The sequence below is a fragment of the Martinezella sp. CNPSo 3890 genome, from assembly GCF_057784455.1.
The window spans coordinates 123,263-148,568 of sequence record NZ_JBXSOR010000001.1 but is presented as its reverse complement, the minus strand read 5'-3'; the positions used below and the strand labels follow the sequence as shown (position 1 = coordinate 148,568).

Sequence of the window (25,306 nt, the reverse complement as noted above, 5' to 3'; positions counted from 1 at the left end):
GATCATGAATTCGCTGGCAATCTACAGGCCATCCGCCCGAGGGAGTTGCCTGCCAACGCCCTATGGTGTCTGAAAGCGGTAATTGCAAGGTAAAACGATGGGGCGCTCAGCCGCGATCCTGATGCCGGCGCACCGCGTAGGTTTCGACTTTGGCACGGAGGGATGCAAGTTCCTGCTGGATGCGGACCCACTCGTCCGCCATATCGAGCCGATCTGCACCATCGGAAACAAGAGCAGCCGATGGTTCCGGCGCGATCGCCGGCAATGATCGGAGCTCCATATCATCGTCATGATGCAAAGCGTGAGCCATCGGCATGATGCTCTCCTCGTCCGCTTGGTCTTCTGCCAGTTCCGTGCCGGCCAGCCACTTGCGCAGGAATATGGCGCAAAGTGCCAGGCCAAGCCCCGCGAGGAAGCCGGCAGCCTGATTGCTCGCCAGATGATCATCCAGCGGCGCGGCGGAAGCGACCGCCTGGGACAATACCGTCAGCGGTGGCTTGGCTTCCGACACCGTCATGGCGGCATTCTGCTGGTCCGCCTCATAGTGGCTCTGCGCTGTCGCGACGGCATTCTGGAGCTGTGCGAGACGGCCGAGATCGACATCACTCCCCGCCTGGCTGGCGGCAGTCATTTGCGAAGAGAGAGAGGCCTGTTTCTCAAGGGCCGCTTTCATGTCCGCGTCACTGCTGACGGCCAGACGCTGCAGCTGGCTGCGCATATTGGCGGCAAGATCATCGACGGTGGCTTGCTGTGCAAGCAGGCGAGGATGGCGCGGGCCGAGCTGCATCGAGAGCTGGGTCAGCTGTGATTTGGCGGCGTTGTAGCGGCTGCGCAGATCATCAAGTACCGGCGACGAAAGATCGCCTGACAATGCACCGGTCAGCACCGATGCCAGCGTGGCCGATTTGGCGGCCGCGAGACGGGCCTTTGCGGTGCGTACCGCCAGATCGGCTGCCTTTATCTGCACATCCAGCTGCTGACGCTGCTGCCGGATCGCTTCCGCCGCAGCAATCCTGTCTTCGCCATAGCGCGCCTTGAATTCGGCAAGGGCGGCGGAGGCGCGATCGAGCTCCTTTCGGCTGCGATCAGCCGCCGTTTCGGCCCCAAGTGACGTACCGGCCGCCTTTGCAACGGCGGGATCATAAAGGGAAGCGATAACAAGCCGGTTGGCAATATCGGCCGATCTGGCGGGATCGCCCGACGTAACGCTCAGGCGCAGCAGACCCGTCTGATTATCGATATCGACGGCAATGTCTTTGCGCAGCATTGCCTGCGCGCGTGACGGCGCGTCGGATGCGTTGCCGCTGCCGGAAAGCAGCTCGACGGCAACCCCGAGAGCGCCTGCGCGACTGCCGGTAAATTCCGGATCGCGGTCAAGCTTCATCCTGGCGACAATGTCGGACAATACGGATGGAGCGACGAGACGCGTCGCCGCGACATCCAGCAGGGCCTGACGCCCGCGACCTTCGCCCTCCGCATGCAGAACAGCCTGCGACACATAGAGCGGCGGCGGGGCAAGCAGGGTGGGAATAGCCGCTCCCATCAGCGCGGCCGCGGCAATGAAACAGAGAGTGCCAAAGCTGAGGGACCAGCGTCCGACCCGAGATACTTGTTCAACGACAACCGGAGCGGGGGCGACCTGCCGCGGAAGCTCCCCTATGCCTTCAAGCAGATCGGGCACGAATTCCAGCAAATCGGGCGTAGGCTCCGATGCCTGCTCGGATATTTCGCGGCGTTCCGGGCGATAGGCGTGCGAGACATCTTCCGTCTGCTCAGCCGCCGTTCCGATCTCCGGCGATCTTCGTCGACCGGACACCGGATAGGGATCGCCATTCAACCGTCTGCGCAGGATGGCGCGCAGTTCCGCATCGCGCGGGTCGTCGGAGTTGGCAGCGCGTAAGTTCACCGCGCTACCCAAGCCATCATCTTCATCGTAAGGGGAGATATGGCGGACGGGTCGCCGCGAAACCTTTTGGGTTTCCGCATCGTCGGGGTGGAATCCGGTCCTGGCTTTGCTTTCAAACATGGCGGGTTATCTCGCGCACATGGTCCGAGACCAATGCAAATGGTTAACCCACTCTAAAATTTCATGCCAAAAAAAGAGTTAACGCCAAGCCCGCAAATACTAGCTTGCTAATTTATTCGGCGGGGCAATACGCCGCTGCGGCAAAGGATGCGGCTCTGCGCGAAGGACGCGCTCCTTGCGACCGAACTGATGCCTGACAACCTGATAGAAGAATAGCGGTATGCCCAGCATGTAACGCCGCCAGAGCCTATTCGGCTCCAACACCAGACGAAACAGCCACTCGCTGCGCATCGCACGCACGAGCCTTGGCGCCCGCGGCACCGTCTCGGAAATGAAATCGAACAAAGCGCCGACGGTCAGGACGAGGCGTGCATGCTGCGGCCCGACATGTTCGGCAACCCATTTTTCCTGCAGCGGCGTGCCCATTCCGACGATCAGCACGTCGATCTTCTGGCGGCTGATTTCCGCGGTCACTGCATTGCTCCGCGCCGGATCGAAGAAACCGTCCGATACGACGATGAACTGGTGCCACGGGGCGTGCTGGCGAAATTTCTCCGCTGCCTTCTCGACGACGGAGCGCTTGCCGCCCAAGAGACCGATCCGCCTCGGCCGCTCCATGAATGTCAGCAGCGCGGGCACGAAATCCGTGCCGTTCAGATTGGCCGGGAAAGGTTCGCCATGAGCGACGCGCGATGCGATGTCGAGGCCAACGCCATCGGGAAGAACCAGATTATGCTCAAGGACATTGCGGTAGCTGTCATCGCGCAGCATGACCAGCATGTTATGGGCATTGACGAAGGAGATCGAGGTCTGTCCGACCGGCAGGGACGCAAGCTCGTTGACAAACGTCAGCGCGTCATCCCAGCCCAGATCGCATACCGGCAGATCGAAGATCATGCGGCGCGACGCGACGACGGCAAAATCGGCTACCTGGTTCAATCCAACACCCTCCTGCCCGGCATCGCTAACGCGCATGATGCCGGTACGCATAAAGCCCATGCCCCTCACCGTTCATCGGTGCGGCGACTGGGAGACATGGCTTGGAGGAGTTTATAGCAAGACAAATCCAACTTTCCGTTAGGAAGGAAGGTTGGATTTGCCGGATGTCAGCAGGGATCTGTTAAGCATATCTGCAGAATGTAAGATATTGCTTACATTCTTGCGTGAATCGACATCTCGCGGCCGGGAAATATTACTCGACCGGCACCTTGTCCTTGGCCGCATCCTGCACGATCTTGACAGGCTTGACCGTTCTCTTGCCCACGCTTTCCCCACCATGGGTTTCTTCCTTGGAGAGATAGTCAAGCTGTTCGATCAGCACGTCGGCGACATAATCACCGCCGAGCCGCTCGTTCATCCGCTTCTTCAGATCGGTGCGGAAGGCGGCAACGTCGAAATTCTGTGCGTGCGAAATATCGATCGTCTTGTTGCCGATCAGCAGCGAAAAGAGCTCATCGGTCGTCAGCTCCGGTAGAGGTATCTGAAACGCATTCGCCTTGCCCTTCTCCATCATGAAGGAAATGCGCGTCAGGAAATAGCCGGTCACCTGGCCGTTGGCGATAACGGGGACGTTGATCGACTCGCCCTTGACGAGCTCCTGCTGCGCCTTCTTGGCGTCATCAGGACTGATCGCGGGCGCCGTCGCCACCTGCACCGAAAAATAGACCGAGGCCAATGTTACGGCGCAGACCCACAGGCCGGTGATAACGAGCTTGATCATCCGGCCTCACGGACGCGGAATTGCTCCTGCGAATAGGTGCCGTCCGCATCGGCATTCTGCACGGCATTCTTCAAAATCTCGGCGACGGCGCGCACGGCCTCGAGATGAGCCTCGACGCGGCGGGCGTTCAGAACCAGCTTCTTCTTCAGATCATGCAGCTGCTCGATATGGGCGGCGGCAAGATCGGCCGGATCGGTATCGCGAAACAGCATCGACAATTCGTAAAGGCAGCGGCTCTTGTGAGCGTTCGATACCTTGAGATCGAATTCCGGGTCGGTGCCGATCCGGTTGTTCTCATTGTCGATGATCATCTCCAGGCGGCCAAGGACAGACTTGATCCGATAGTCCTGCGACATCATTTCCATGTTTGTTTCCTCGCTCATGCTTTCTGGGACGTCAACGAATTCTGGTTGGTGATGCTGTTGTTGCCGTCGTTATCGGCATCGGCGGCGGCCAGCGTCTTGCGCTGAAAATCGGTAATCGCACTAAGCGCCATCTTCTTGTCATTCTCATCGGTCGCGGAGTGGATGGCGCCGGTATTGCGCATCTTGTCGACCTGCTCCTTGTACATCTTCTCGGCGATGCCCACGCCGCCGTTCTTGGAGATCGTGTCGCCCAACTGCTCGGCCATCATGCCCTTCCAGATTTCGCCGGCGGAACCCTTGCCGTAGAGCGTCTCGCTGCTCGGCAGCATGTTCTTCACGAAGTTCTGCAGCACCATGGACTCGAACTTGCGATAGGCCTGCGGGACCTTGGTCCCAGCCACATGCGTATTGGCGTTGGCGAGGCCCGCCTGGGTGGCGGCGCTGTTCATCGCATCCACCGTCGCGCCGAAACCATTGCCGTTTTCGGCCAGGCTGGTGGCGGCGAAAGCGGCCCGATTGGCAGCAAGCTTGGCCTGCGCGGCCTCGACATCGGCGGGATTTGCCGCCTTGACGACATCGAGGACCAAATCACTCGGAGGCGAAATAGCCACGTCACGTCTCCTTCTGCTCTCGCATATCCGGAAAATGCGCAGCTCAGCGCCTATCTCAGGACATGTCGAATCAAACTGTTAGAGCAGGTCGGCAACCCAACGCTGCGAATCCTGCTCCATGATCGCGATGATTATTATTTTTGAACCTTGCTGGAGGCTGGCGTTGCGCCGGCGAAACGCTGATCGATGATATCGTAGACGGCATTGTCGTCCGATTCTCGCAATTCGAGCTCGCGCGCATCCTTCATGTGCTCTTCCAGCCTGTCGGCCTTGGTGCGCTCCTGCTGGACCTTCATCTGAATGAGCGTCTGGATGCTTTCCAGCTGCTGATCTCGGATCATCAGGCGGCCGTAACGTTCGGCGTAATGGATCGAGAACGCCATGTGCACCGGATCGACCGAACCGATGGCAACCATGACCCGCTCCATCGCTTCCGTCACTTCGGCGCGCTGCCGGGTCGTATCGGCAAGCTCGTTTTCCGCCATCCGTTCCAGATGTCGCTGCACCGCGACCAGGCGCTTCAGTTTTTCGGAGCGGTTTTTCTCCGCCATCGTCTACCTACCCGCCGGCTGCTTTTGCCGGCCCTGCCCGAATCGGGCTTCTTCATCTGTCCGCCTACGGGCTAATGCCCGTTAAAGACGGTGAGGAACGCACTGGAAAACTGACTGACCAGGGCCGCGATGCTGAGATAGAGCATGAACAGCCCTCCCATCAGCAGATACGGCGTGGAAATGAAATAGATCGGAATCTGCGGTGCCAGCTTGTTGATGAAACCGATCGAAATCTGGAACATCAGGCCATAGAGCACGAAGGGGCTTGCCAGCCGCAGCATGATGAAGAAGGTCGTCTCCAGCGTATCCGTAATCGAGATCAGCGCGGCGCGCGGCTCAATGTGGCCACCGAAGGGGATGACCGAATAGGAATCGACCAGCGCCTGCAAAACATAATGGTGAAAATCCATAATGAAGAGAATCATCAGCCCGCAAAAGCTGACGAGGCTGGTGAGCGATGTTTCGTTCGATTCCTCGATGATGTCGGCGCCGCCGGGCGCGTTGAATCCGATCATCATCGATATGACCGTGCCGGTGAATTGCAGGCCCAGCGTATAGATCCTGGCCATCATCCCATACATCAATCCGATGACGGTTTCGGTAAAGATGAGGCCGATATAGTTCGCATCGCCCTTCGACACCTGCGGATAGATCGTGTTCCAGAGCAACGGCAGGATCGCCATCGTCAGTGCTGCGGAAAGAAGCAGCCTGATCTGCGGGGGAACGCGACCGGAGGAAAATCCCGGGAGGACCATCATGCAGCCGCCGATGCGGCAGAAGGCGACGAACAGCGCCAGAATGGTCCCCTGCGGGTCTGAAATCATGAAATTGAACCTAGAATCTTGATCTCGATCCCCTTGGCCAATTCCACATGCGACAGGACCGGAAGCGTCGCGAACAGGCGTTCGATGATCATGCGTACATAGGAGCGCGTTTCCGGCGACGTGACAAGAACGAAGGGCATGCCCCGGTCCATGTATTCACGGATAACTTTGCCGGCCTGCTCGCTGAACTCTTCCAGGCTGCGTGGGTCGATATCGAATTCGACGATTTCGCCCTTCTGGTCGCGCTTCAGCGCCTGGTGGAAAATCAAATCCCATTTGCTGCCGAGTCTGAGGACGCGCAGCACGCCGTTATCGGCCAGATCGCCGCAGAGTTGCTGCGCCATGCGTACGCGCACGTGCTCGACGATCTGCTCGGTCTTGCGCACATGCGGCGCGAGTTCAGCGACCGCTTCGAGAATGAGATGCAGGTTGCGGATCGAGACGCGTTCGGCAAGCAACAGCTTCAGCACGGCCTGCAGGCCGGAATAGGACATGTGCGACGAGCAGATTTCGTCGGCGAGCTTCTTGTATTCCGGATCGAGACGTTCGATCAGGATCTTGACGTCCTTGTAGGACAGCAATGCCGGCAGGTTGTTGCGGATGACTTCGCTCATATGGGTGAGCACGACGGAGACGTTATCGATCGGCTGGAAACCCTCGCGCTTCAGATCCTCGGTAAAGGCTTCGAGAACGGAGACGGCGGGCATGCCGAAAGCGGGTTCGCGAATCTCATCACCCGGAACGGTCGGCTTGCGGCCGGAACCTGTGACGACAAGCACTTCGCCGACGCGCAGCATGTTGGAGGCGATCGTCGTGCCGTGGATGCGAATCTGATACGACTTGTCGGCAATCGCCATGTCGTCGATCACTTTGATCTCCGGCACGACGAAGCCGTATTGCGTCGCGAACTTCTTACGCATCTTGCCGACGCGGAAGGCGAGCTCCTGGTGAGCGCCGAGCAGGCGGGTGGAGACGATCTTGCCGAGCGCCAGTTCGATTTCGGCAGTCTTCAGAACCGACTTGACCGAATCCTTTTCCATTTCCTTCGTCTGCATCACCTTCTGCTCTTCAGCATCGCGGCGAAGCTTGTTCTCGGCTTCGATCTGGCGCGGAATGAACCAGGCGCCGGCGGCCATCAGGCCGCCAAGGAAAACGAAGGGAAGGAAGGGCATGCCAGGCATGATGGCCAGGATGCCCATGAGAACCGCCGAGACGGCGAGCGCGCGCGGATAGCCGCTCAGCTGATTGACGACGGCCTGGTCGGTAGAGCCGGAGGTGCCGCCGCGCGAAACGAGAAGGCCGGCAGCCAGAGAGACGATGAGCGCCGGCATCTGCGAAACCAGACCGTCGCCGACGGAGAGCTTCACGAAAACGTCGGCAGCCTGGCCGATCGGCATGCCATGACGGAAATAGCCGATAATGATGCCGCCGAAGACGTTGATGCAGGTAATCAGAAGGCCGGCAACCGCGTCACCGCGTACGAATTTGGAGGCACCGTCCATCGCGCCGAAGAAGGAGCTTTCCTCTTCCAGTTCGCGGCGGCGGCGCTGCGCTTCCTTCTCGTCGATGAGGCCGGCGGAAAGATCGGCGTCGATCGCCATCTGCTTGCCGGGGATGGCATCGAGAGTGAAGCGGGCGCCCACTTCGGCGATACGCGTCGCACCCTTGGTGATAACGATGAAGTTGATGGTGATGAGGATCAGGAAGACGATCAGACCGATGACGAAATCGCCGGACATGACCAGGCTGGAAAAGCCGGCGATGACGCCGCCGGCGGCATCGTGCCCTTCATAGCCGTGCGAAAGGATGACGCGGGTCGTGGCGATGTTCAGCGCCAGACGCGTCATCGTCGCGATCAGCAGGATCGTCGGGAAAGACGAGAATTCCAGCGGCTTCTTGATCCAGAGCGCCACCATGAGGATCAGCACGGAGAACGCGATCGAGAAAGCCAGTCCAAGGTCGATCAGAAACGGCGGGATCGGCAGGAACAGCACGCACAGGATGACCATGATACCGAGGGCAAACCCGATATCGCGTATGCTGGGATTGGCTTTGGGAAGTGCTATTGCGGGTGGTTGTGCCATCGACCGGTTCCGTCTCTTCATGAGAGGTGGCAAACGGCTGAGCCGTCTGCCCTATGGGAACCGACCTCTAAAGGTCGAAGCTTGCGCGAGCATGGCCGTTGCCATCGATGCGCGCGATCCAGAGGCCGAAATGGCCTTCGGATTTGTCTTAGAAACCCGATTGGATGCGGGAGAAGACGAGATTGGTGAAGATCGAAATCTGCGCGCCGACGAACGGTGCCGAGATGCCGATCGTGACCATGACGGCGACGATCTTCGGCACGAAGGTCAAGGTCGCTTCCTGCACCTGGGTGAGCGCCTGGATCAGGGCGATCACCAGACCGACGACCATGGCGGCGACGACAGCCGGACCGGAAGCCACAAGTACCGTCCAGATCGCAGCCTGGAAAATATCTAAGGCATCGGCTTCATTCATGGCATGTCCACTCCCGGTTCAGCGGCTCCTCATGAGCTGCTGGTCGAATCCGTGCTCGACGAATCGCTGCTGGTGCTACTATCGCTCGACGTGGCCGGCGGATCAATGGTCGTGCCTGCCGGAGCGATCGTCACGCCGGCCTGGATCAGGATCTTGTCGCCGGCATCGGTCTGGGCGATGATGCCGTCCGTGTAGACAGTCACTTCCTTGATCGTGCCCGTCGTCTTACCATCGGCGCTCATGATCTGCTTGCCGATATAGTCCGACGCCTGCGAGATCCATTGGTTCTGCAACACCGTTTCCAGATGCGAGTTCGTTTGGATTTGTTGTTCGACCTGAGAGAAGCTCGCCAGCTGAGAAATCTGCTGGCTGGCGTCCATCGGGTCGGTCGGATCCTGGTTCTGCATCTGCGCGATGAGAAGCTGCAGGAAGTCGTTATAATTTAGGTTGGCGCTCGCCGATGCGGCAGCAGCAGTCTTCGAGGAGCTGCTGCTCGTGCTGCTGTTAACGGCGTCTACCGTTGCCATGGAGCAATCTCCCGACGGATGTGCTCGATCGTCGCCGCCGGCATTTCCTGATTGTTCAGAATATTGTCTTCGACCGGGTAGAGACCACGGATCGCCTTCAGCGCATCGAAGGCGCGGCCGGTGGCAACGAGGCCGTCGATGCGCTTCAGCTCGGCCAGCACTTCCTCATTGTGGAAGCACGACAGCAGCATGACGATCGACTTGCGGAACATCGCCGTCGACTGTTCCTTGCCTTCCGGATTGATGAGAATCATCTGCGCGATGAAATAGAGCTGACGCAACGGCGTCGTCGCGTCCTCCGGCTGGAGCACGTGGTTCTCGAGCAGGAATGTCACATCATTCAGGAATTCCAGAGCAACCTTGCGATCGACGCGCAGGACGGCCCCGTTGATAAAGATCTTTTCCCCGGCTTTAAGCGATATGCGAAGCGTACTTTTCATTTAAGTCCATCCCTGATGATGGTGGTGACATCAATGATGCCTTGATAGTTTTCCGACTGGCGCCGCCTGATCCGTTCGCATTCCTTCAATATCCAGATGGCGATCGAAATCAGATTGGCGCGCAGCTCGACGTTGAGCTGGTTCTCCGGGCTTTTGAGGTCCTCGACAAAGCTTACCCATAGGCGTCGCGTATAGAAGAGAGCCTCGATCGCTTCACGGCCGTATTTCCCCGCATCACGGGCCGCAGAGAGAAGAGCTATCGACCGGTCCAGAACTTGTCGTTCTCGTTCCTTGGCGTCGGCCACTGCATCCTGCATGACTTCCGCATATGAGAACTGATACATTCATGCATCCTTCCTGGTCATTACTTCCCTTTGATCATCAAAGGTAATTTACAAGGCTTAACTGCTGGATCTTTGAAACAATCGTGTAAGCCGTTTCGAGCTGGGTCTCGAGACTGTTGACCTTGGTCGATGCCTCATAAGGATCGACTCCGGTTAAGTCACCGATACTGGTGTTGAGAATAGTCTTCTGGGCATTCAGCGTCGTATTCGCGTCCGACAGTCGCGACTGCGAGAGACCGAGCTGACTTGCCTGGCTGTTCAACCCGTCGATCGACTGGCGCGTATAGCTGATGGCCTGCTGTGTGACGGCATTCACCGCACTCTGATTGAGGCCAGGCGGTGTACCCATCAGCGCATTGGTCACGCTGGTCGCCAGTGCCAGATACCGCATGCCGGACGAATTCGAGTTCGTCGAAGTTTCGATGACTTCCGAATTATTGATGCGGCTCGTCATATTCTGATCGGACGCACTCGACCAGCTCGACCAGCTGCTGTCTGATGTGAACATCGGCGCGACAGTATTGGTGATGAAATCCGTTATCTGGTCGGCTGATATGGTATCTGCAGTTACCGGTGGTGACTGATTTGCCATGTAAGTCGCAAGCTGCGCCTGAATATCCGCGTTCGTTGCCGAGGAATTATCCGTCATCGGCTGGACGTCGGTATTGGTTCCGGCAAAGAGATACTCGCCATTCACCATCGTATTGGCCGATGCAATGACGCTCGACAGGGTCGAGCTCGCCGTCTGCTGCGCCAGGGCGACGCTGCTGCCATCGGTGTTGCCGCTCAGCGCCACAAGCTGGTCCATCAGGTTCTGCGCCTGCGTACCCATGCCGGTCAAGGCGGTTTGCGACGTCGTCATACGCTGGTTCGCAATGGAATTGCTGCTGAGAATGGAATCGATGCGCGATACTTCCCGCGTCAGATTCACATTGAGCGACGTGCTGCTGCCAAGCGCCACGCCGATGTCGGCATAGACGCCCGTGGTCGCCTCCGTCGAAGCACTCGTCATCTCATTCTGCGCCTGACGAATCGTCTGACGCATGGCGTTCTGAATGGCCGTGCTCGAAATGAAAGAAAGTTTCATGGCTTAGCTCGCAATATCCAGTACAGATTGAAGCATTTCATTGACTGCGTTCAATATCTTCGTTCCAGCCTTGTAGGACTGTTCGATATCCATCATCAGCGTCAGTTCTTCATCGAGATTGACGCCCGTCGCATTCGAATAGGCGCTCGAGGAGCGCGAGAGAGCAGCAGAGGTATTTTCCCCCGCCGTCGTTGCCGTGCTGCGCTGGCCCTCGAGCCAACCGATGGAGCTCGCCGAATAATCCATGAGCGTGGCATTGGTGTCGGAGCCAGCGGCAGGATCGAACGCCATCTTCGTATTCATGGCAGTGATAAAGCCATCAAGCTGGGTGGAATATCCACTGTCGCCGCTGGTATTCTTGGTATAACCGGTTTCACCAGTAGTACTATCGTCATTAATACCACCATCACGTAGCAACGTCGGGTCACCACCTTGAGACGTGATTAATTTCGAATTAACGGTTATCGAGCCCGCCAAGCCCGTGACTGCCGTACCGCTGGCCGGAACGGTGCCACCGCTCCAGGTGAACAGGCCAGGCAGAGTCGGTTTTGAAGAATCGCTGTTCGTTTCCGCAAAGACCGTAACCAGCCCTCGAGCCATTTCATCAAGCTGCTTCTGATAGGTCGGCGCAACATCATCGCGAATCTGAAGTGCCGCCTGAAGCGTGCCTTGTGCCGTCGTATTCGCGCCCTGGCCTGGAGTCAGCGCAACGCCATCGATGTAAACGCTGTTACCTGTCGTGTCTGCCGTGTAGGTACTCGTCGGCTGGAACGTCACCGAGCGCGGAATGGTCTCGAACAGGGTCGTTCCGCTCGTGGTGTAAAGCGCCATGTCGTTGTTGCCGCGCGTCACGGTTGTCACGCCGACGATCTTCGAAATCTGGTTCAGGATCGAATCGCGCTGGTCCATCGCGTCGGCAAGGGCGCTCGATGTCGGGCCAGCCGTGGTCGTTGCCGATTTCACCGCGTCGTTGGCGGTCTGGAACTGCTTCAGCAGGCTGTTCAGCGTATCGACGTCGGAGCTGATCTGCTTGTCGGCGTCGGTACGGGCGCTCTGCACTGCCGCCGTGGCATTGTTGAGCGATGTCGCCAGGCTCTGGGCCGCATTGATCGCAGATTGCGCCGCCGTCGCGTTGGATGGCGATCCCGCATAGTTCTGCATCGCATCCTGAAATGCCGACAGATAAGTCGACGGCGCGATCTCGTTATCGTTGCCGCCAAGCGTGGCCGACTGAAGGTTGCTGTATGCATTCAGCAGCAGCTGCTGTGCCGAATCCGACGAGGCCGAGCTGAGATAGGCCTTCTGTAATGCCGGTTCGCTGCTGCGGGCAATCTGCACCACCTGAGCACCAGCCATATTGGTCGTCACCACCGCCTGACGACGCGAATAATTCGTGTTGTTGGCATTGGCGATATTGTTCGATACGACGCTGCTCTGCGTGCCGGTATTGTTGAATATTGCCTGCGCGTTATTGAGAGCTGTTGTGAGCGACATGACTGACTCGATACCCTATTCGTTTTAGCGCGGCAGATTGGCCGAAGGCGCGCAGGAAGTGTCGGAATAGCCTGTCGGAGCAAGGCCGGCGAAATAGACCAGATTTTCATTGGCAGATGGACGATCACCGGAACGAACCGGCGCCCCCCTCCCGCAAACATGGCGCAAGACGAGAGCACCGTCGCCTGCAGAGATAGCACGGCGAACCGGCGTCACATCGACACAGCCGCCAAAAGCGGCGCCGAGGCGAAGCGCCGGCGCATCCGCTTCCGCAAGTGCAGTCTTCATGCTGCCGAAATTCCTCATCTGGAATCCTCGTTATCCTTCATACGACTGAGAGTAGGTGGCGGGCCTTGCGTGAAGCTGTCTGAGAGGACGAAAAACCGATCATCGCGAAAAGCTTCGTCAAGAGCGCCATCGGGCGATCATGCTACGGACTGCTGTGCACCGAAATGGTAAGGAACAACGTACCTTCCGGCGCTATGCCGATCAGGCAACCGAAAAGGAACAGGCCCGAGAATCAGCTGATTCTCGGGCCTGTTAATGAGTTTAGTACCGGAATGTGCGACCCGAGCATCAGCTCCAGTCGATGCAGTAGCCGAGGAAGCGCTTCGAATCGACGGGGTCGAAGCCGAGCTTCTTGCGCAGCTTCTTGCGCAGCTTCGAAATATGGCTTTCGACGACGTTCTCTTCGACTTCCTCGTCGAAGATGCCGTAGATGGCGTTGAAGATCTGGGTCTTCGTCACACGGCGACCGCGGTTGGCGATCAAATATTCGAGGATGCGGCGCTCGCGGCGCGGCAAGGCGAATACGGAACCGTTGATTTCCGGATCGCGGCCATCTGCGAAGACGCGAATGGGGCCAATATCGGTATAGTTGCTGATCGCCTTCAAGCGGCGGCGGATCGCCGCGGCCCTGGCAAGAATTTCGCGAGGATGCACCGGCTTGCGCACGACATCGTCGACGCCACAATCGAAAAGTGCAAGCGTGGCTTCCAGCGAGGGCTGGTCGCTCACCGCGATAACAGGTGCTGCCGTCCGGTCGCGAATCGCCCTTGGAAGCTCATGCACCTGCTGACCCTGTCCGATCAGAAAGGCTTCCACCGCAGCAATATCGCCCTCTGCTGCCGTCGTCACCCATTCGCCGAATTCACGCGGATCAAATCCCGTCGAAGGGATGCCCTCGCGTCCAAACAGTGATGTATATCCGTCCTTAACGAGCTCTCGCTCATCAACCACTACGATCATTCGTCCGCCTCCGAATCAGTGTGGTGTTTCGATGATCTATGGGTACGAATCGGGCGAATCACGAACAACTGTCGGAAATGAGTGGCAGAAATTAATAATTGATTAACTTTGTAGGGGCGATTTGCACTAGATATAGTAGGTGGTCGGCGTTTTACACCGATAAAAAAGTTGTTAGTGGACGTATTATTAACACGCGCATTTTAGGTAAATCGACGGCAGTCAACCGCTTCGATTGGGTTAGCGCCGGCTAACCGGAGAGCATATGCAACCTGTAATTGCTTACTCCCGGCAGAACGTCGCCGCATTGGGCGTCCATTTTCCGTAGCCTGTGGCGACCAGATTGGCGATCACGCGGCAGACATAGACCTTCTGGGCGGGGTCATTGTTCGGGCCGGCATGGTATCTTGCTACCGCCATGGTCCAGGTCTCATGCCTGTCATGCAGATTGCGGAGAAACTTTGCGGCGTACTCGACATTGCTACGCGGGTCGAACATGGCGTTGACGGATGTGAAGTTTTCGCCATGGAAATACTGATTGATCTGCATGCAGCCGACATCGATAAGCTTTGCCCCGTTCTGCCGTGCTGCGGCGAATATCTGCAGGGCGGCGTCCTCCGATGGTGGAAAGATCGGCCGCCCCTCGACATTGAGAGCGTAGGGATAGAGCGATCCCTTGCGACCCGTTTCCGTCAGACCCACTGAATAAAGAATCCCTTCCGGTATTCCGTATTTCGCGGCGGCAGACTGGATTTCGCGTTCGCAAAGACCGGCTGCACCATTGTCAGGCGGCGCCGGATTGCCCGAGGCATGCGCCTCAGAGGTAAACCGCCCCAGAGCGAGAACGCTGCACGCCACCAGCAGCGCCGTCCTCAACACCGCGCTCACCCGAACTGCGATTGCCATCGTTTCCATTTGCCTGCTGCCCTGAATAGTTCTGGCCTCTGGGGCGTGCGTCGCCCCCCTGTCCCTGGTTCAAAAGGGACTGCTGCTGTGGCTGGTTCGATCCGGAATTGCGCCCGCTATCCGACTGCTGGTCGGCATTGGACGCCATGGAGACGGTGATATTGTCGACCTGATAGCCTTGTGCGCGCAATGCATCGACCATGCGGCTTTGATCGGCGTGAAGCTGCCTGTAGGCTTCGCTCGTCTGAACCTTCAAATCGACGCTCAGCTGGTCTCCGGAGAGCCGCATGGTTGCCGTTACGTCGCCGAGATTGTCGGGGCGCAGCTGGATCTTCAGCGTATTGACGACCTTGCCGGTGCTGGTCAGGTTCGCGGCGTTGGAGAGCGCCGAGCCTGGCTGCATCGCCGCCGACCATTCGTGGTCGCCCGCCAGGGCTCCAGCAACGAGTGCCGAGTTGGAATTGGCGGCAAGCCCGAGATAGCGGCGCGAATCCAGCACGGTGACCGCCATCGCATCGCCGCCTGTAGCAGCACCGACTTTGACATCGGCAACGTCATCGCCGCTCTTGCTGATCGACAGGTCGAGCGCGCTGCCACGGCCATCCACCCGCGTCAGGCGGAATGTTTGCGCAACATCCGCTCCCTTGCCGTCGTCTGGCAGCGTCAAGGCCGTGTCCGAGGCGTCCGCGAGGGCAGCTTTGCCTGATGGCAATGTCTGGACCTTGGCATCGTCTGTTGTCTTGCCCGCCAGCGTCGTGCTGGCCTGGGTCGTGCTGACCTGCGTCACCACGATGGGCTGCGCGACGTTCAGCAGCGACAATGCATCGGAAATCGTATTGGCCGGCTGGCTGCCTTGCGTCGATGCAGACTTACCGTCATCCGTGGGCTGGACATCCTTTCCATCCTTCACGGCGGGCATCTTACCGTCGCCCTTGACCGGCCCCGTCTGACCGTCAGTTGTCGCGACATCGGCCAGTTGCTGCGCGATCTCGGCCAGCTGATCGAGCGCAGTCGGGGGCACCTGCACCTTGCCGGTGTCAATCGTCGGCGTGGTGGGATCGGCGGCTGCGGCCGGCTGATCGCCATCGATAGGGGTAGCCTCGCCTTCGCCAGCCGCGGAGGCTGCCTTCTGCAACTCGATCAGCGATTTCGAGAGCGAGGCGACACCGGCGGGCTGCGAAGCTTTCGTGCCCTTGGCAAGGCCGGCGGGATTGGCGAGATTGGCTCCGGACGTATCGATCATTCCAACTCCGGCATTGGCGCTGTCATCGACGGTAAGGGTTATCGCGGCGAGATTGCTCGCTGCCGTCTTCACCGCGCCAGTGTCGTCATCCGCATTGTCACCGGTTGTCGTGTTCGCATCCGTCGCCACATCGGTTCCGGTATTCGAACCGGCAGATTTGCGTCCATTGCCGAGCGAACTGGTCAGAGCATCGATAAAACCCTTGCCGTCATCCTGCTTTGTTGAGCGAGTACCTTTGGCAACAGCAAGAATATCCGCCCCTGATGAGGCGCCAGACACACCGATGTCGTTCATATCAATGACTTTCCTGCTTCAACAGGCCGTCGATGGCATCCAGCTTCGAGCGGCTCGTCGTGACGAATGCGTTGAACGAAGAGTCGGCCTCCTGCCGCCCTCCTTTCGGGGCGGGAGCCGCGTTTGGCGGGGCTCCCTGCTCAACACCCGCCGTGCCGGGAGATTGGCCTCCCGATTGATTCGTCACAGCAGCATCGTGTTCAGTCTTCTGTTGGTTGGGCAGGTTAGGAACATTGCCTTGCCCGAGGCTTGCAGCGTCGGGCGTGCGCAGTATCTCTGCCGCCACAGCCTTTGCGGCGTCGCGCAGAGCCCGGTCGCGCGCATTCAGTTCGCCAGCCGGCATCTGGTTCACATCGTTGATCGCCGACTTCCATTCAGGCGTGGATATGCCCGCCACGCCGCCATAGAAGTTCGCCAGCGCGCCGAAGGCATCGCCGCCGTCATTGGAGATCGCCTGGGCGCGGTTGGCTGCGAGCGCGGCAAGATCGGCCTTGCCGGCGATCGCGGCACGGCGTGCCATGCGCAGATAGATCTCCCGCTGTCTCGGCGGATCCATGAAGGACAGGATGTCGATGATGTCCTGTTGCTTGACATCGGAATCGTGATCCACCACCAGCTGCACAAAAAGATCCGCAAACTGGCTGGCGTAGGGCGAATGCAGGAAGCGCCGCGTATAACGCTGCGCATAATCGAGCCCTTGCGGCACCATGCCCGCATCGGCGCAGAGAGCCAGCGAGCGGCGTAGCGCCGATTCCTCGACGATCGTGCCGGGCGCCATCAGCCGCGCCCAGTCGTAAAGCGGCAAGGCGGCCTTGGCGTTCTTGCCCGACATGACATTGCCGGCAACCAACGAGAGGTAGGGGCCGATCGGCTTGTCGCGATATTCCTTGGAGATATCGACAAGCGTGTTGACGACGAGCAGACCCTTGCCGTTCAGGTACTTCCTCAGAACATCCGCAACGCGATTGTCGAAATTGCCATTGACGTCACGCGACATCAGATATTCGAGCGTTTCGGGATTGCCCCCGCTCATGGCGTAGATTAGTGCCGCATCGACGTTACGGTTGTCCTCGAATACGGATTTGTCCGCATTGCGCAAGCGCTCGTCTATGGTGGCGAGCAGAAAGCGCTGCATCTCTCCGGCGGAACTATCGCCGGCAACAACGGAATCCTGGACGAATTCGAGCGAGCGCAGCATCTTGTAGAGCGGCAGGGTGTCCTGCCCCTCAGCGCTTGCGCCCCCCGGCATCAACATGCCGAGGGTAAGCGTGAGCGCAAGGTGATGACGATGCTGTTTGCGCGCCATGGACTATCCCTGCTTGCCTTGGCTCGACTTGCTCTTGCCCGAAGCGGGCTTCGCAGGAGCCTGCGTTCCCGAAGCCGCAGGATCCGTCGCTGCCTGGTTCGAGGGGTTGGCGATCAGGATCTCGATACGGCGGTTGGCATCGTTGAAGGGATCGTTGGGCAGTTTCAGACGCCTGTCCGCAAAACCGGACACTTGAACGATCCGCTTCTCGTCCAGCCCGCCGCTCGTCAGCATGTAATAGGCGCTCTGGGCACGATCGAGCGACAGGCGCCAGTTGTCATTGCGACCGCCGACCATATAAGGGCGTCCGTCGGTATGGCCGCGGATCAGGATCGATCCATTGCGTTCCGCCAGGATCTTTCCGATCTTTTCCATCGCCAGCACCATCTCGCGCCGGGGAACCGCCGAACCGATATTGAACATCGGATCGTTTGTCTGATCGGAGATCGTTACGAGCACGCCGCCTTCCGCGGCGCTGACCTGCAACCCTTCGGCCAGCTGACCGGCAACACCCTTGATCTCGGCCTGGATGGTCTGCTGCAGATCCTTGGCCTCCTGCTGCTGCACTTTTGTCGGCTGAACATCCTTGTTCTCCGCCAAAGCGGCATTGTCCTCGGGCGCGGATGCATCGCCCTGCATAGTGGCCTTGGCAACCTGCTGAGCCTGCGTCGGCTTTTCCGGCGCCTTGCCGGCCGCCTGCTGCTCGCTCACCGTCGGCTGTTGTTCAGGCGTTTGCGGCTGATCGGCCGGCTGACCCGTATCCGCAGCTGTCGCCTTCGACAGAGCGATGACCTCACCCTTGGGCGATTGATCCGACTTGGCGGACTGTTCCTCGTTCGCCTTCTTCGAAGCACTGGAAACCTGAACCTGCTTGGTCCAGAAATCCGGATCGAACGGATCGCGATAGGCCTGGCCGCCATCGGCACCGGTCGCTGGACCTGACTGAGCCGCCCCACCCTCGCCCTTGGCGCTGACATTGGCCTGCTGCCCGACTTCCTGTGCGATCTCGGCCAGGACCGAATAGGGATTCTCGAAGAAATCCGCTTCGGAATAGTTCGTCTGGTCGCCCGATGTCGAGGTCAGGTCTTCGCCGGTCTTGGCCGATTTTCCGTCATTCGGCTTTTCCTGCGGCTTGTCGGACTTCTGCTGATTCTTTTCACCCTGAGCCTGATCGACGGGTTTCTTGAGACCCTTTTCCGTCGGCTTCTCGTCGGCGAGCTTGATGGGATTGAAATAGGAGGCGACCGAGGCCTTCGTCTCTTCATTGGCAGCGTTCACCAGCCACATGACCAGGAAGAAGGCCATCATGGCCGTCATGAAGTCGGCATAGGCGATTTTCCACGCACCGCCATGGCCGCCTTCATGTTCGCCGCCGCGACGCTTGACGACGATGATCTCGTGCTTGCCGTGATTTTGATCGCCGTCGCTCATTTCAGGATCTCTTTCAGACTAGCGGCCCAGGCGGACATACGGGTCACGAGAACGCTCTCGCCGATCGCAACGGTGAGATCCACATCGTCGGCCTCGACATGGCGCAATAACGCTCCGTCATCGCCGAGATGATCGTGAAGGACCTCGAAAAGATGACGCGGACCGCTGACCGAGATCGGCCCGGCGCCGCCGTCGAGGATCGCGGCCCTGACCAGTTTGGCAAGATCGGCGATGGCCTTGGCAGTCAGCGTCTCGGTCATGATCGGCGCAAGAATGGCGGCGGCTTCGGTGCTGATCGCCTGCCCGAGCATCGTGGCGATGCGCGTCATATCCGCAGCGATCTTTTCCGCCGCCTGCTCTTCGTAGCGTATCCGCAGCGCATCCATTTCGGCGCGAAACGACTGGGCCATGGCATCGATCTCGGCCTGATGCCTTTGCGTCAGTTCCTGCGTCGCCGCCTCATGCCCTTCCGCATAGGCGACACGGCGCTCGGCCTCGACATCAACAGGCGGCTCGAGCGGGCTTTCGGCAAACTCGACCGGTTCCGCAAACGCCATATCCTCGACATGGGGCAGCGGGGCCTGTTCGGCGCTGAAATCCTTGAGATATCGGGACAGTGTCAAGCTCACGCGCGCATCTCCCCATTCGCGCCGCAGAGACGCTGCAAGTCGATGCCGACAGCCGGCCGATCCATTCCCATTCTCAAAACGTTGATCATCACGCTTCCGGTTTCCGTCCTCAGGCAGCACCTTCCGGGACCAATGTCACCGGCACATTGTGCAGCCAAGCCACTGCGAAGGACCGTAGGCAGCCAAACTTGTGCGAGGATGAATGCGATGCGGTATTGCCGATCGGACGGCGGCACCCGGCAATCATTTCGACTGGAGAATAATCAGCACCTTGCTCGCCATGCTATTGGCGATCGACAATGCCTGCACACCCATCTGCTGCGCCGTCTGCAGGGCGCTCTGCCGCGCAGAGGCCTCTTCCATATTCGTATCGACGAGATCGCCGACGCTGCTCTTGATGGCATCGCTGAGCTTGGAAATATAATCCGACTGATCGTCGATGTTCGACTTCATCAGGCCCAATGTCGAATCCGCCGATGTTGCCGACTTCAGGAGCGAGTTGGTAACATTGATCATATCGGTCAGTTCGTCATCGGTCGTGCTGCTCGATAGGGCGATCTCGGTTCCGCCCGTCGGCGTCGTGCCGCCGGTGGCGGAGAGGAGGTAATAATTGCGAGGCGTGCTGCTGCCGCTGCTCGAAGCATCGAAGGTGCTTGCATCAACATTCTTCGTCAACAAACCCCGCTCGGGTTTGACAGTATCGACCATCAAGGTCTGGGAACTGTCATAGCTGATCGTCGTGAAGCTGATCTGGCCGCCCGTTCCACGCGTGAAGTTGCTGATCACCGACTGCTGGGTGGAGGGTTGCTGCTCCGTATTATAGAGCCAGTTCTCGCCGGAAAAGGATGCCGACTGGGTGACGGATTGCAGCTGGTTCTTGAGCTGCTGGATGTCGGAGTTGATAGCGTTCTTATCGGTGCCTGGCTCCTTTGCCGAAACCAGCTTGGACTGAATCTGGGTCAGAAGGCTGACGACCGTATCCATGGCGGTGGATGCGGTATCGACCTTGGACGCACCGAGGCCCAGCGCGTCCGTAATCGTGGAAAGGCTGCTCTGGTCCGAGCGCATGGTGGTCGCCATAGACCAATAGGTGGGATCGTCGCTCGCCGTCTGGATGCGGTAACCGGACGAAACCTGCTGCTGCACGACATCGAGATCTTTGTTGATACCGCGCAACACGGTCAGCGCCGCCGACGTGGTGGGATTCGTCGTCACATTGCTCATCTGAAAATCCGTAGTTCCATTGGGACTGGCAAGCCGGACCGATCCGGCAGCAACGATTGGCCTCATGCCCACCAGCGGGAGATATCCCAGCGCGGCCCGTCGCTAAAGAGCGATCCGGCAATCGCTTGGAAGGAGAACGGAGCCGGATCTGCGCAGAGACTGCAAATCAATTAGCGGCAACGTTAACAAAAGCTTATACGCGGCGACAAGAGGGAAAAGCCGCCGCGCCATTTCAACGCAAGCTCCAGTCAAGGCTCACTTGAAGAGAGCAAGAACATTCTGCGCGCTCGTGTTGGCAATCTGCAGCGACTGAATGGCCAGCTGCTGCTGGGTCTGCAGCGCCGAGAGCCTGCTCGATTCTTCTTCCATATCCGCGTCGACGAGCTTGCCGACGCCGGAATCGATGGTATCGCGCAGGGTGGAGACGAAGCTCGTCTGCAGATCGATGCGGGTCGAGAGAGAGCCGAGCTGCGATGCCGTGCTGTTCATGGCGTTGAGCGCGCCCTGCACCAGGTTCATCGCCAAACCGATATCGCCGCTCGTCATGTTGGTGATATCGAGGCTGAAGACGGAATAGTCGTTGCCGTTGATGGTCTGCTTGCTGCCGAGGATGCCCGAGCTCGTATCGATCGTCCCGCTGCTGTTCGCGCCGAAGAGGACGTTGCCCTGCGAGCTGGTATCGAAGGCGTAGCTGGTGCTGTTGACGGAAACCGTACCGTCATTGTTGCGCACGAAGGAGGAGACGACGGAGGCCGAGGCGCCATTGACCGCATACATCCAGTTCTGCCCGGAGAAGGATGCGGATTGCGCAATGCTCTCCAGCTGCTGTTGCAGCTGCGTGACCTCTTCCTGGACGTCGGCCTTCGACACGCTGTTTTCCGTTGCCGCAACGAGCTTGTCCTTGATCTGCTGAACGACCGTGATGGCGTTGTCCATCGCCGTATAGGCGGTGTCGACCTTTGCCGCGCCCAGGCCCAATGCGTCCGAAACGGCTGAAAGCGCGCTATTGTCGGACCGCATGGTGGTTGCGATCGACCAATAGGCGGCATTGTCGGCTGCCTTGGCTACCTTGTAGCCCGAGGAAACGCGGCTCTGCGTATCCTGCAGGTTCGTGTTGATGGAGCGCAGGGTCTGGAGGGCGGACATCGCCGCGTCGTTGGTGAGAATGCTGGTCATCGAAAAGTGCCCCTTATGGCTGAATTTGGAAGGGACATTCCGGTCTGCGGCCGGGAACGGCAATCAGCCTCATGCTTGTTAACCGCCTCTTAGGGGAGGTTAACCAACCGTTGCGCTAGCTGCAACTGACAGGAATAGGGTTAATAAAAGATTAATGCCGACCATAAAAGTTAATGGAATCATCCTTTCCGTTAAATGGCCGTCAGGTGTCGTGGCATCGCCTGCGCTACCTTTCATTGAACCCGAGGGAGGCCTATCCGCGCAGCGCGTGTCGACATGCCGCTTTCCAGCCGGATATCATCGTTTGACGCGCAGCAAGTACCGCAAGTCAGCCTCGCGCCACCTTCGGCATCGTAGATAGCCGCTATCAGTCAATGTCGGACGAAGACGGCCGTCTTCTGCAGCGTCCCGGCGATGATGCCGGCACCAGCGGCCATATGTGAGGTTGAGATGTTCAGTTTGCAGGACGCCGGATGGGCGGCGGTTGATCGCCAAGAGCGAACAAGCCTCGACCCCGACGACTGGCAGGCTCTGCGCAGGCAGGGTCACCAGATGCTCGACGACATGTTCGATCATCTCCAGACGCTCGGAACAAAGCCGGTCTGGCAACACGCTCCCTCCTCCGCCCGTGCCCTGTTCGATGCGCCGCTGCCGGTCGAAGCCAGCGACCTGGCCGAAGTCCACGCCATTTTTCGGGAAAATATCCTCCCCTATGGCAGCGGTAATATTCACCCGGGTTTCATGGGCTGGGTCCAGGGCGGCGGCACGGTTACCGGCATGCTGGCCGAAATGCTCGCCGGCGGGTTGAATGCCAATCTCGGCGGACGCGACCATATGCCGATCGAAGTCGAGCGCCAGATCATCCGCTGGGCGCGCGAGATCTTCTCCTTTCCGGAGACGGCAGGCGGTATTTTCCTCACCGGCGCATCGCAGGCCAATTTCGTCGCGGTGCAGATCGCCAGATGCCGGAAGCTCGGCCGCGATGTGCGCGCAACCGGTCTGTCCGACGAATCCCGGCTCGTCGCCTATGCATCGAACGAGGTTCATGGCTGTGTTCCCCGCGCGTTCGAAATGTCCGGTATCGGCAGCGCTCAGCTCCGGCGCATTGCCGTCAATGACCTTGGCCAGATCGATATCGGCGCGCTGGAAGAGGCGATCCTTCGCGACAAAAGGGAAGGTCTTGTGCCGTTTCTTGTCATCGGCAGTGCGGGAACGGTCAATACCGGTGCCATCGATGACCTCGCCGGTTTGCGGCATATCGCCGACAGTTACGATCTTCATTTTCACGTCGACGGCGCGCTGGGCGCCCTCGGCGTGTTGAGCCCCGACCTTGTGCATCTGTTCGCAGGGATCGACAGTTGCGATTCGCTCGCTTTCGATTTCCACAAATGGGGCCAGGTGCCATACGATGCCGGCTTCCTGCTCGTGCGCGACAGTGAATGGCAGCGGCAGACCTTTGCCTCGGACGCCGCCTATCTCAGCCGCGCAGCCACCGGGCTTGCAGGCGGAGACTGGTGGCCCTGCGACTACGGTCCGGATCTGTCGCGCGGCTTCAAGGCGCTGAAGACCTGGTTCACGCTGAAAACCTACGGCGTCAAAGCTCTCGGAGACGCCATAAGCGCCAACTGCCGGCTGGCCCGCAGGTTGGCCGAGCGCATCGAACAGGAACCTCGGCTGACATTGCTCGCACCGGTCGCGCTTAATATCGTCTGCTTCGCCTATGTCGGCGAGGATGGAACTGTACCTGCATCAGTAAACTCCCAGATCGTCGAGCGGCTGCACGCCGAAGGCCGCGTCGCTCCATCCCTGACCCATCTGAACGGACAACCGGCAATCCGCGCCGCGATCGTGAACCATCGCACGCGACAGGCGGATATCGACGAGCTCGTTCATAGCGTTTTGACAATCGGCTCCCGACAGGATTTCCCCCAATGCTGATGACCAAAGCCCCAGGCATTGAACTGGCTTCCACCAATATGCCGGACGCCTCCCGAATTCTCGGCATGCAGAGAATCGTCTCGCTCGTCTATGCCGGCCGCGACGTGACGCCGCTATGGAACGAGCTCATGCAGCGCGTGACGGCTGATTCGACTGATGCGGCCGCACTCATGGACCTGGCGATCATCCTGCAAACGCTCGGCCGCACCGAAGAGGCACGCCAGATCCTGAAGAACGCCGTGCAGCTGCGGCGGGACTTCCGCGTCGTCCACGGCAACGGAACCGGACCGCGCCTCTTGGCCTTCGTCACCGAAGGCGATTTCATGGCCAACACGCCGCTGGATTTTCTGCTGGCGGGCAGCGATTGCGTGCTATGGCTGCGCTATGTCGACCTGCAAACCTCTGCACTCATCGGTCTGCCGGAGCATGACGTCGCCTTCATGGCAATCGGAGAGTCAACTGAAAACGCGCCCCTGCTCGCCCATATGCGGGGGCTCCTTGCGAAGTTCGACGGTCCGGTGATGAACCGCAATCCGGAACTGATCGCGAGGCTTACGCGCGACGGGGTAAGCGGAATGCTGGCAAACGAACCGTCGATCCTCTCCCCTCCCACCCATCGCGTATCGCGCGACGATCTCGCAGCCGTCGGCGCCGGCGCCAAGCAGCTGAAAGACTGCGCCCCAGGCCTGGCCTTCCCGCTGGTCGTGCGCCCACTCAGCACACATGCCGGCAATGGAATGGAGCGCGTCTCCGATCCGGCTGAACTGGCAGCCTTTCTCGCAGTACAGCCGGCATCCGAGCTTTACGTGGCACCCTTCATCGATTTCCGCGGGGCCGACGGCTATTACAACAAGCAGCGCGTCGTATTCATCGACGGCAAGGCCTTCGCCAGCCACATGGCGCTCTCGGACCACTGGATCGTGCACTATCTGAGTGCCGGGATGGGTCAGAGTGCCGCAAAACGAGCTGTCGAACAGGCATGGATGGAAGATTTCGACTGCGATTTCGCCGTCCGCCACGAAGAGAGTTTTGCAGCGCTCTGCCGTCATATCAAACTCGACTATTTCGGCATCGACTGCGCGGAGCTTCCTGACGGTCGTCTGTTGGTATTCGAGCTCGATGTGGCAATGGTGGTCCACAATATGGATGACCCTGTCGTCTATCCCTACAAGCAGGTTGCCATGCGCAAGCTGTTCGATGGCTTCGTCGATGCCATCAGGCGAAGGGCGAATAGCGCGCTTTAGAGCAATTCCAGGAAAAGTGCGCAGCGGTTTTCCGTCCGGAATTGCGAGACAACAAAGAGATAGAGCGGCTCAGAGATTCTGTGAAAAACTGAACCGCTCCAGGCTCGCAGCCGGATTGCGGCGTCGCGCAAAACGAAAACCGCGCCTTCCGGAGAAGGCGCGGCAAGGTCGTATCCTGTTTG

The 25,306-nt window shown here is 59.2% G+C and carries 25 protein-coding genes; 2 read left to right on the top strand and 23 right to left on the bottom strand.

Going from position 1 to position 25,306, the window contains the following annotated elements:
• Positions 1 to 106 precede the first annotated feature (106 nt).
• The 23 genes from AC13RC_RS00740 to AC13RC_RS00630 all read right to left on the bottom strand — a co-directional run bounded on the left by AC13RC_RS00740 (position 107) and on the right by AC13RC_RS00630 (position 21,942).
• Entirely contained in the window at positions 107 to 1,906 is a 1,800-nt protein-coding gene (locus tag AC13RC_RS00740) for a GumC family protein (RefSeq protein WP_488556208.1), read from the bottom strand.
• A gap of 219 nt (positions 1,907 to 2,125) precedes the next feature.
• On the bottom strand, positions 2,126 to 2,965 hold the full coding sequence (locus AC13RC_RS00735; RefSeq protein WP_113355693.1) for a WecB/TagA/CpsF family glycosyltransferase: 840 nt from the start codon (positions 2,963 to 2,965) through the stop codon (positions 2,126 to 2,128).
• Positions 2,966 to 3,218: 253 nt separating this feature from the next.
• Entirely contained in the window at positions 3,219 to 3,746 is a 528-nt protein-coding gene (locus AC13RC_RS00730) for a hypothetical protein (RefSeq protein WP_488556207.1), read from the bottom strand.
• Positions 3,743 to 4,111, bottom strand: coding sequence for a hypothetical protein (locus AC13RC_RS00725; RefSeq protein ID WP_095433968.1), 369 nt, complete (start codon positions 4,109 to 4,111; stop codon positions 3,743 to 3,745). The genes AC13RC_RS00730 and AC13RC_RS00725 overlap by 4 nt, the downstream gene beginning before the upstream one ends.
• Before the next feature lie 14 nt (positions 4,112 to 4,125).
• Complete coding sequence (locus AC13RC_RS00720) at positions 4,126 to 4,722, bottom strand: rod-binding protein (RefSeq protein WP_145322483.1); 597 nt, start codon at positions 4,720 to 4,722, stop codon at positions 4,126 to 4,128.
• A 134-nt stretch (positions 4,723 to 4,856) separates the two neighbouring features.
• Positions 4,857 to 5,273: a hypothetical protein gene (locus AC13RC_RS00715; protein ID WP_069611339.1), complete on the bottom strand. Its 417-nt coding sequence runs from the start codon at positions 5,271 to 5,273 to the stop codon at positions 4,857 to 4,859.
• A 71-nt stretch (positions 5,274 to 5,344) separates the two neighbouring features.
• Positions 5,345 to 6,097: a flagellar biosynthetic protein FliR gene (gene fliR / locus AC13RC_RS00710; RefSeq protein WP_069611338.1), complete on the bottom strand. Its 753-nt coding sequence runs from the start codon at positions 6,095 to 6,097 to the stop codon at positions 5,345 to 5,347.
• Positions 6,094 to 8,181 carry a flagellar biosynthesis protein FlhA gene (gene flhA / locus AC13RC_RS00705; protein WP_069611337.1) on the bottom strand — a complete coding sequence of 696 codons (2,088 nt, stop codon included), beginning with the start codon at positions 8,179 to 8,181 and terminating at the stop codon, positions 6,094 to 6,096. Before flhA ends, fliR begins: the two co-directional genes overlap by 4 nt.
• A 148-nt stretch (positions 8,182 to 8,329) precedes the next feature.
• Positions 8,330 to 8,596 (bottom strand): flagellar biosynthesis protein FliQ, encoded by a 267-nt coding sequence (gene fliQ / locus AC13RC_RS00700; RefSeq protein WP_075855152.1) that lies wholly within the window; start codon positions 8,594 to 8,596, stop codon positions 8,330 to 8,332.
• A gap of 29 nt (positions 8,597 to 8,625) precedes the next feature.
• Complete coding sequence (gene flgD, locus AC13RC_RS00695; RefSeq protein ID WP_113355681.1) at positions 8,626 to 9,123, bottom strand: flagellar hook assembly protein FlgD; 498 nt, start codon at positions 9,121 to 9,123, stop codon at positions 8,626 to 8,628.
• Positions 9,111 to 9,563, bottom strand: a complete 453-nt coding sequence (gene flbT / locus AC13RC_RS00690) for a flagellar biosynthesis repressor FlbT (RefSeq protein ID WP_095433964.1) — start codon at positions 9,561 to 9,563, stop codon at positions 9,111 to 9,113. The genes flgD and flbT overlap by 13 nt, the downstream gene beginning before the upstream one ends.
• Positions 9,560 to 9,907: a flagellar biosynthesis regulator FlaF gene (gene flaF / locus AC13RC_RS00685; RefSeq protein WP_113330066.1), complete on the bottom strand. Its 348-nt coding sequence runs from the start codon at positions 9,905 to 9,907 to the stop codon at positions 9,560 to 9,562. The genes flbT and flaF overlap by 4 nt, the downstream gene beginning before the upstream one ends.
• A gap of 37 nt (positions 9,908 to 9,944) precedes the next feature.
• Positions 9,945 to 10,994, bottom strand: coding sequence for a flagellar hook-associated family protein (locus AC13RC_RS00680; RefSeq protein ID WP_095433963.1), 1,050 nt, complete (start codon positions 10,992 to 10,994; stop codon positions 9,945 to 9,947).
• A 3-nt stretch (positions 10,995 to 10,997) separates the two neighbouring features.
• Positions 10,998 to 12,488 (bottom strand): flagellar hook-associated protein FlgK, encoded by a 1,491-nt coding sequence (flgK, locus tag AC13RC_RS00675; RefSeq protein WP_488556206.1) that lies wholly within the window; start codon positions 12,486 to 12,488, stop codon positions 10,998 to 11,000.
• Positions 12,489 to 12,512: 24 nt separating this feature from the next.
• Complete coding sequence (locus tag AC13RC_RS00670; protein ID WP_488556205.1) at positions 12,513 to 12,776, bottom strand: hypothetical protein; 264 nt, start codon at positions 12,774 to 12,776, stop codon at positions 12,513 to 12,515.
• 288 nt (positions 12,777 to 13,064) lie between these two features.
• The gene (gene rem / locus AC13RC_RS00665; protein WP_069611329.1) at positions 13,065 to 13,736 is read right to left on the bottom strand and encodes a transcriptional activator Rem; all 672 of its coding nucleotides are present in this window, start codon (positions 13,734 to 13,736) and stop codon (positions 13,065 to 13,067) included.
• A gap of 279 nt (positions 13,737 to 14,015) precedes the next feature.
• The gene (locus tag AC13RC_RS00660) at positions 14,016 to 14,639 is read right to left on the bottom strand and encodes a lytic transglycosylase domain-containing protein (RefSeq protein ID WP_488556204.1); all 624 of its coding nucleotides are present in this window, start codon (positions 14,637 to 14,639) and stop codon (positions 14,016 to 14,018) included.
• Positions 14,551 to 16,176, bottom strand: a complete 1,626-nt coding sequence (locus AC13RC_RS00655) for a flagellar hook-length control protein FliK (RefSeq protein WP_488556203.1) — start codon at positions 16,174 to 16,176, stop codon at positions 14,551 to 14,553. The genes AC13RC_RS00660 and AC13RC_RS00655 overlap by 89 nt, the downstream gene beginning before the upstream one ends.
• A gap of 1 nt (position 16,177) precedes the next feature.
• Entirely contained in the window at positions 16,178 to 17,482 is a 1,305-nt protein-coding gene (gene motC, locus AC13RC_RS00650) for a chemotaxis protein MotC (protein WP_152093708.1), read from the bottom strand.
• 3 nt (positions 17,483 to 17,485) lie between these two features.
• Positions 17,486 to 18,913 (bottom strand): MotB family protein, encoded by a 1,428-nt coding sequence (locus AC13RC_RS00645; protein ID WP_488556202.1) that lies wholly within the window; start codon positions 18,911 to 18,913, stop codon positions 17,486 to 17,488.
• The gene (locus AC13RC_RS00640) at positions 18,910 to 19,542 is read right to left on the bottom strand and encodes a hypothetical protein (protein WP_488556201.1); all 633 of its coding nucleotides are present in this window, start codon (positions 19,540 to 19,542) and stop codon (positions 18,910 to 18,912) included. Before AC13RC_RS00640 ends, AC13RC_RS00645 begins: the two co-directional genes overlap by 4 nt.
• Positions 19,543 to 19,785: 243 nt before the next feature.
• Positions 19,786 to 20,766: a flagellin N-terminal helical domain-containing protein gene (locus AC13RC_RS00635; protein WP_488556200.1), complete on the bottom strand. Its 981-nt coding sequence runs from the start codon at positions 20,764 to 20,766 to the stop codon at positions 19,786 to 19,788.
• Between the two features lie 255 nt (positions 20,767 to 21,021).
• Positions 21,022 to 21,942: a flagellin N-terminal helical domain-containing protein gene (locus AC13RC_RS00630; protein ID WP_113330056.1), complete on the bottom strand. Its 921-nt coding sequence runs from the start codon at positions 21,940 to 21,942 to the stop codon at positions 21,022 to 21,024.
• Between the two features lie 450 nt (positions 21,943 to 22,392).
• Between AC13RC_RS00630 and AC13RC_RS00625 the strand changes: the two genes are divergently transcribed.
• Together AC13RC_RS00625 and AC13RC_RS00620 are read left to right on the top strand one after the other, a co-directional pair.
• Positions 22,393 to 23,880, top strand: coding sequence for a pyridoxal phosphate-dependent decarboxylase family protein (locus AC13RC_RS00625; protein WP_488556199.1), 1,488 nt, complete (start codon positions 22,393 to 22,395; stop codon positions 23,878 to 23,880).
• A complete protein-coding gene (locus AC13RC_RS00620) occupies positions 23,874 to 25,124 on the top strand; it encodes a tetratricopeptide repeat-containing protein (protein ID WP_488556198.1) in 1,251 nt (416 codons plus the stop codon). The genes AC13RC_RS00625 and AC13RC_RS00620 overlap by 7 nt, the downstream gene beginning before the upstream one ends.
• Positions 25,125 to 25,306: the final 182 nt, after the last annotated feature.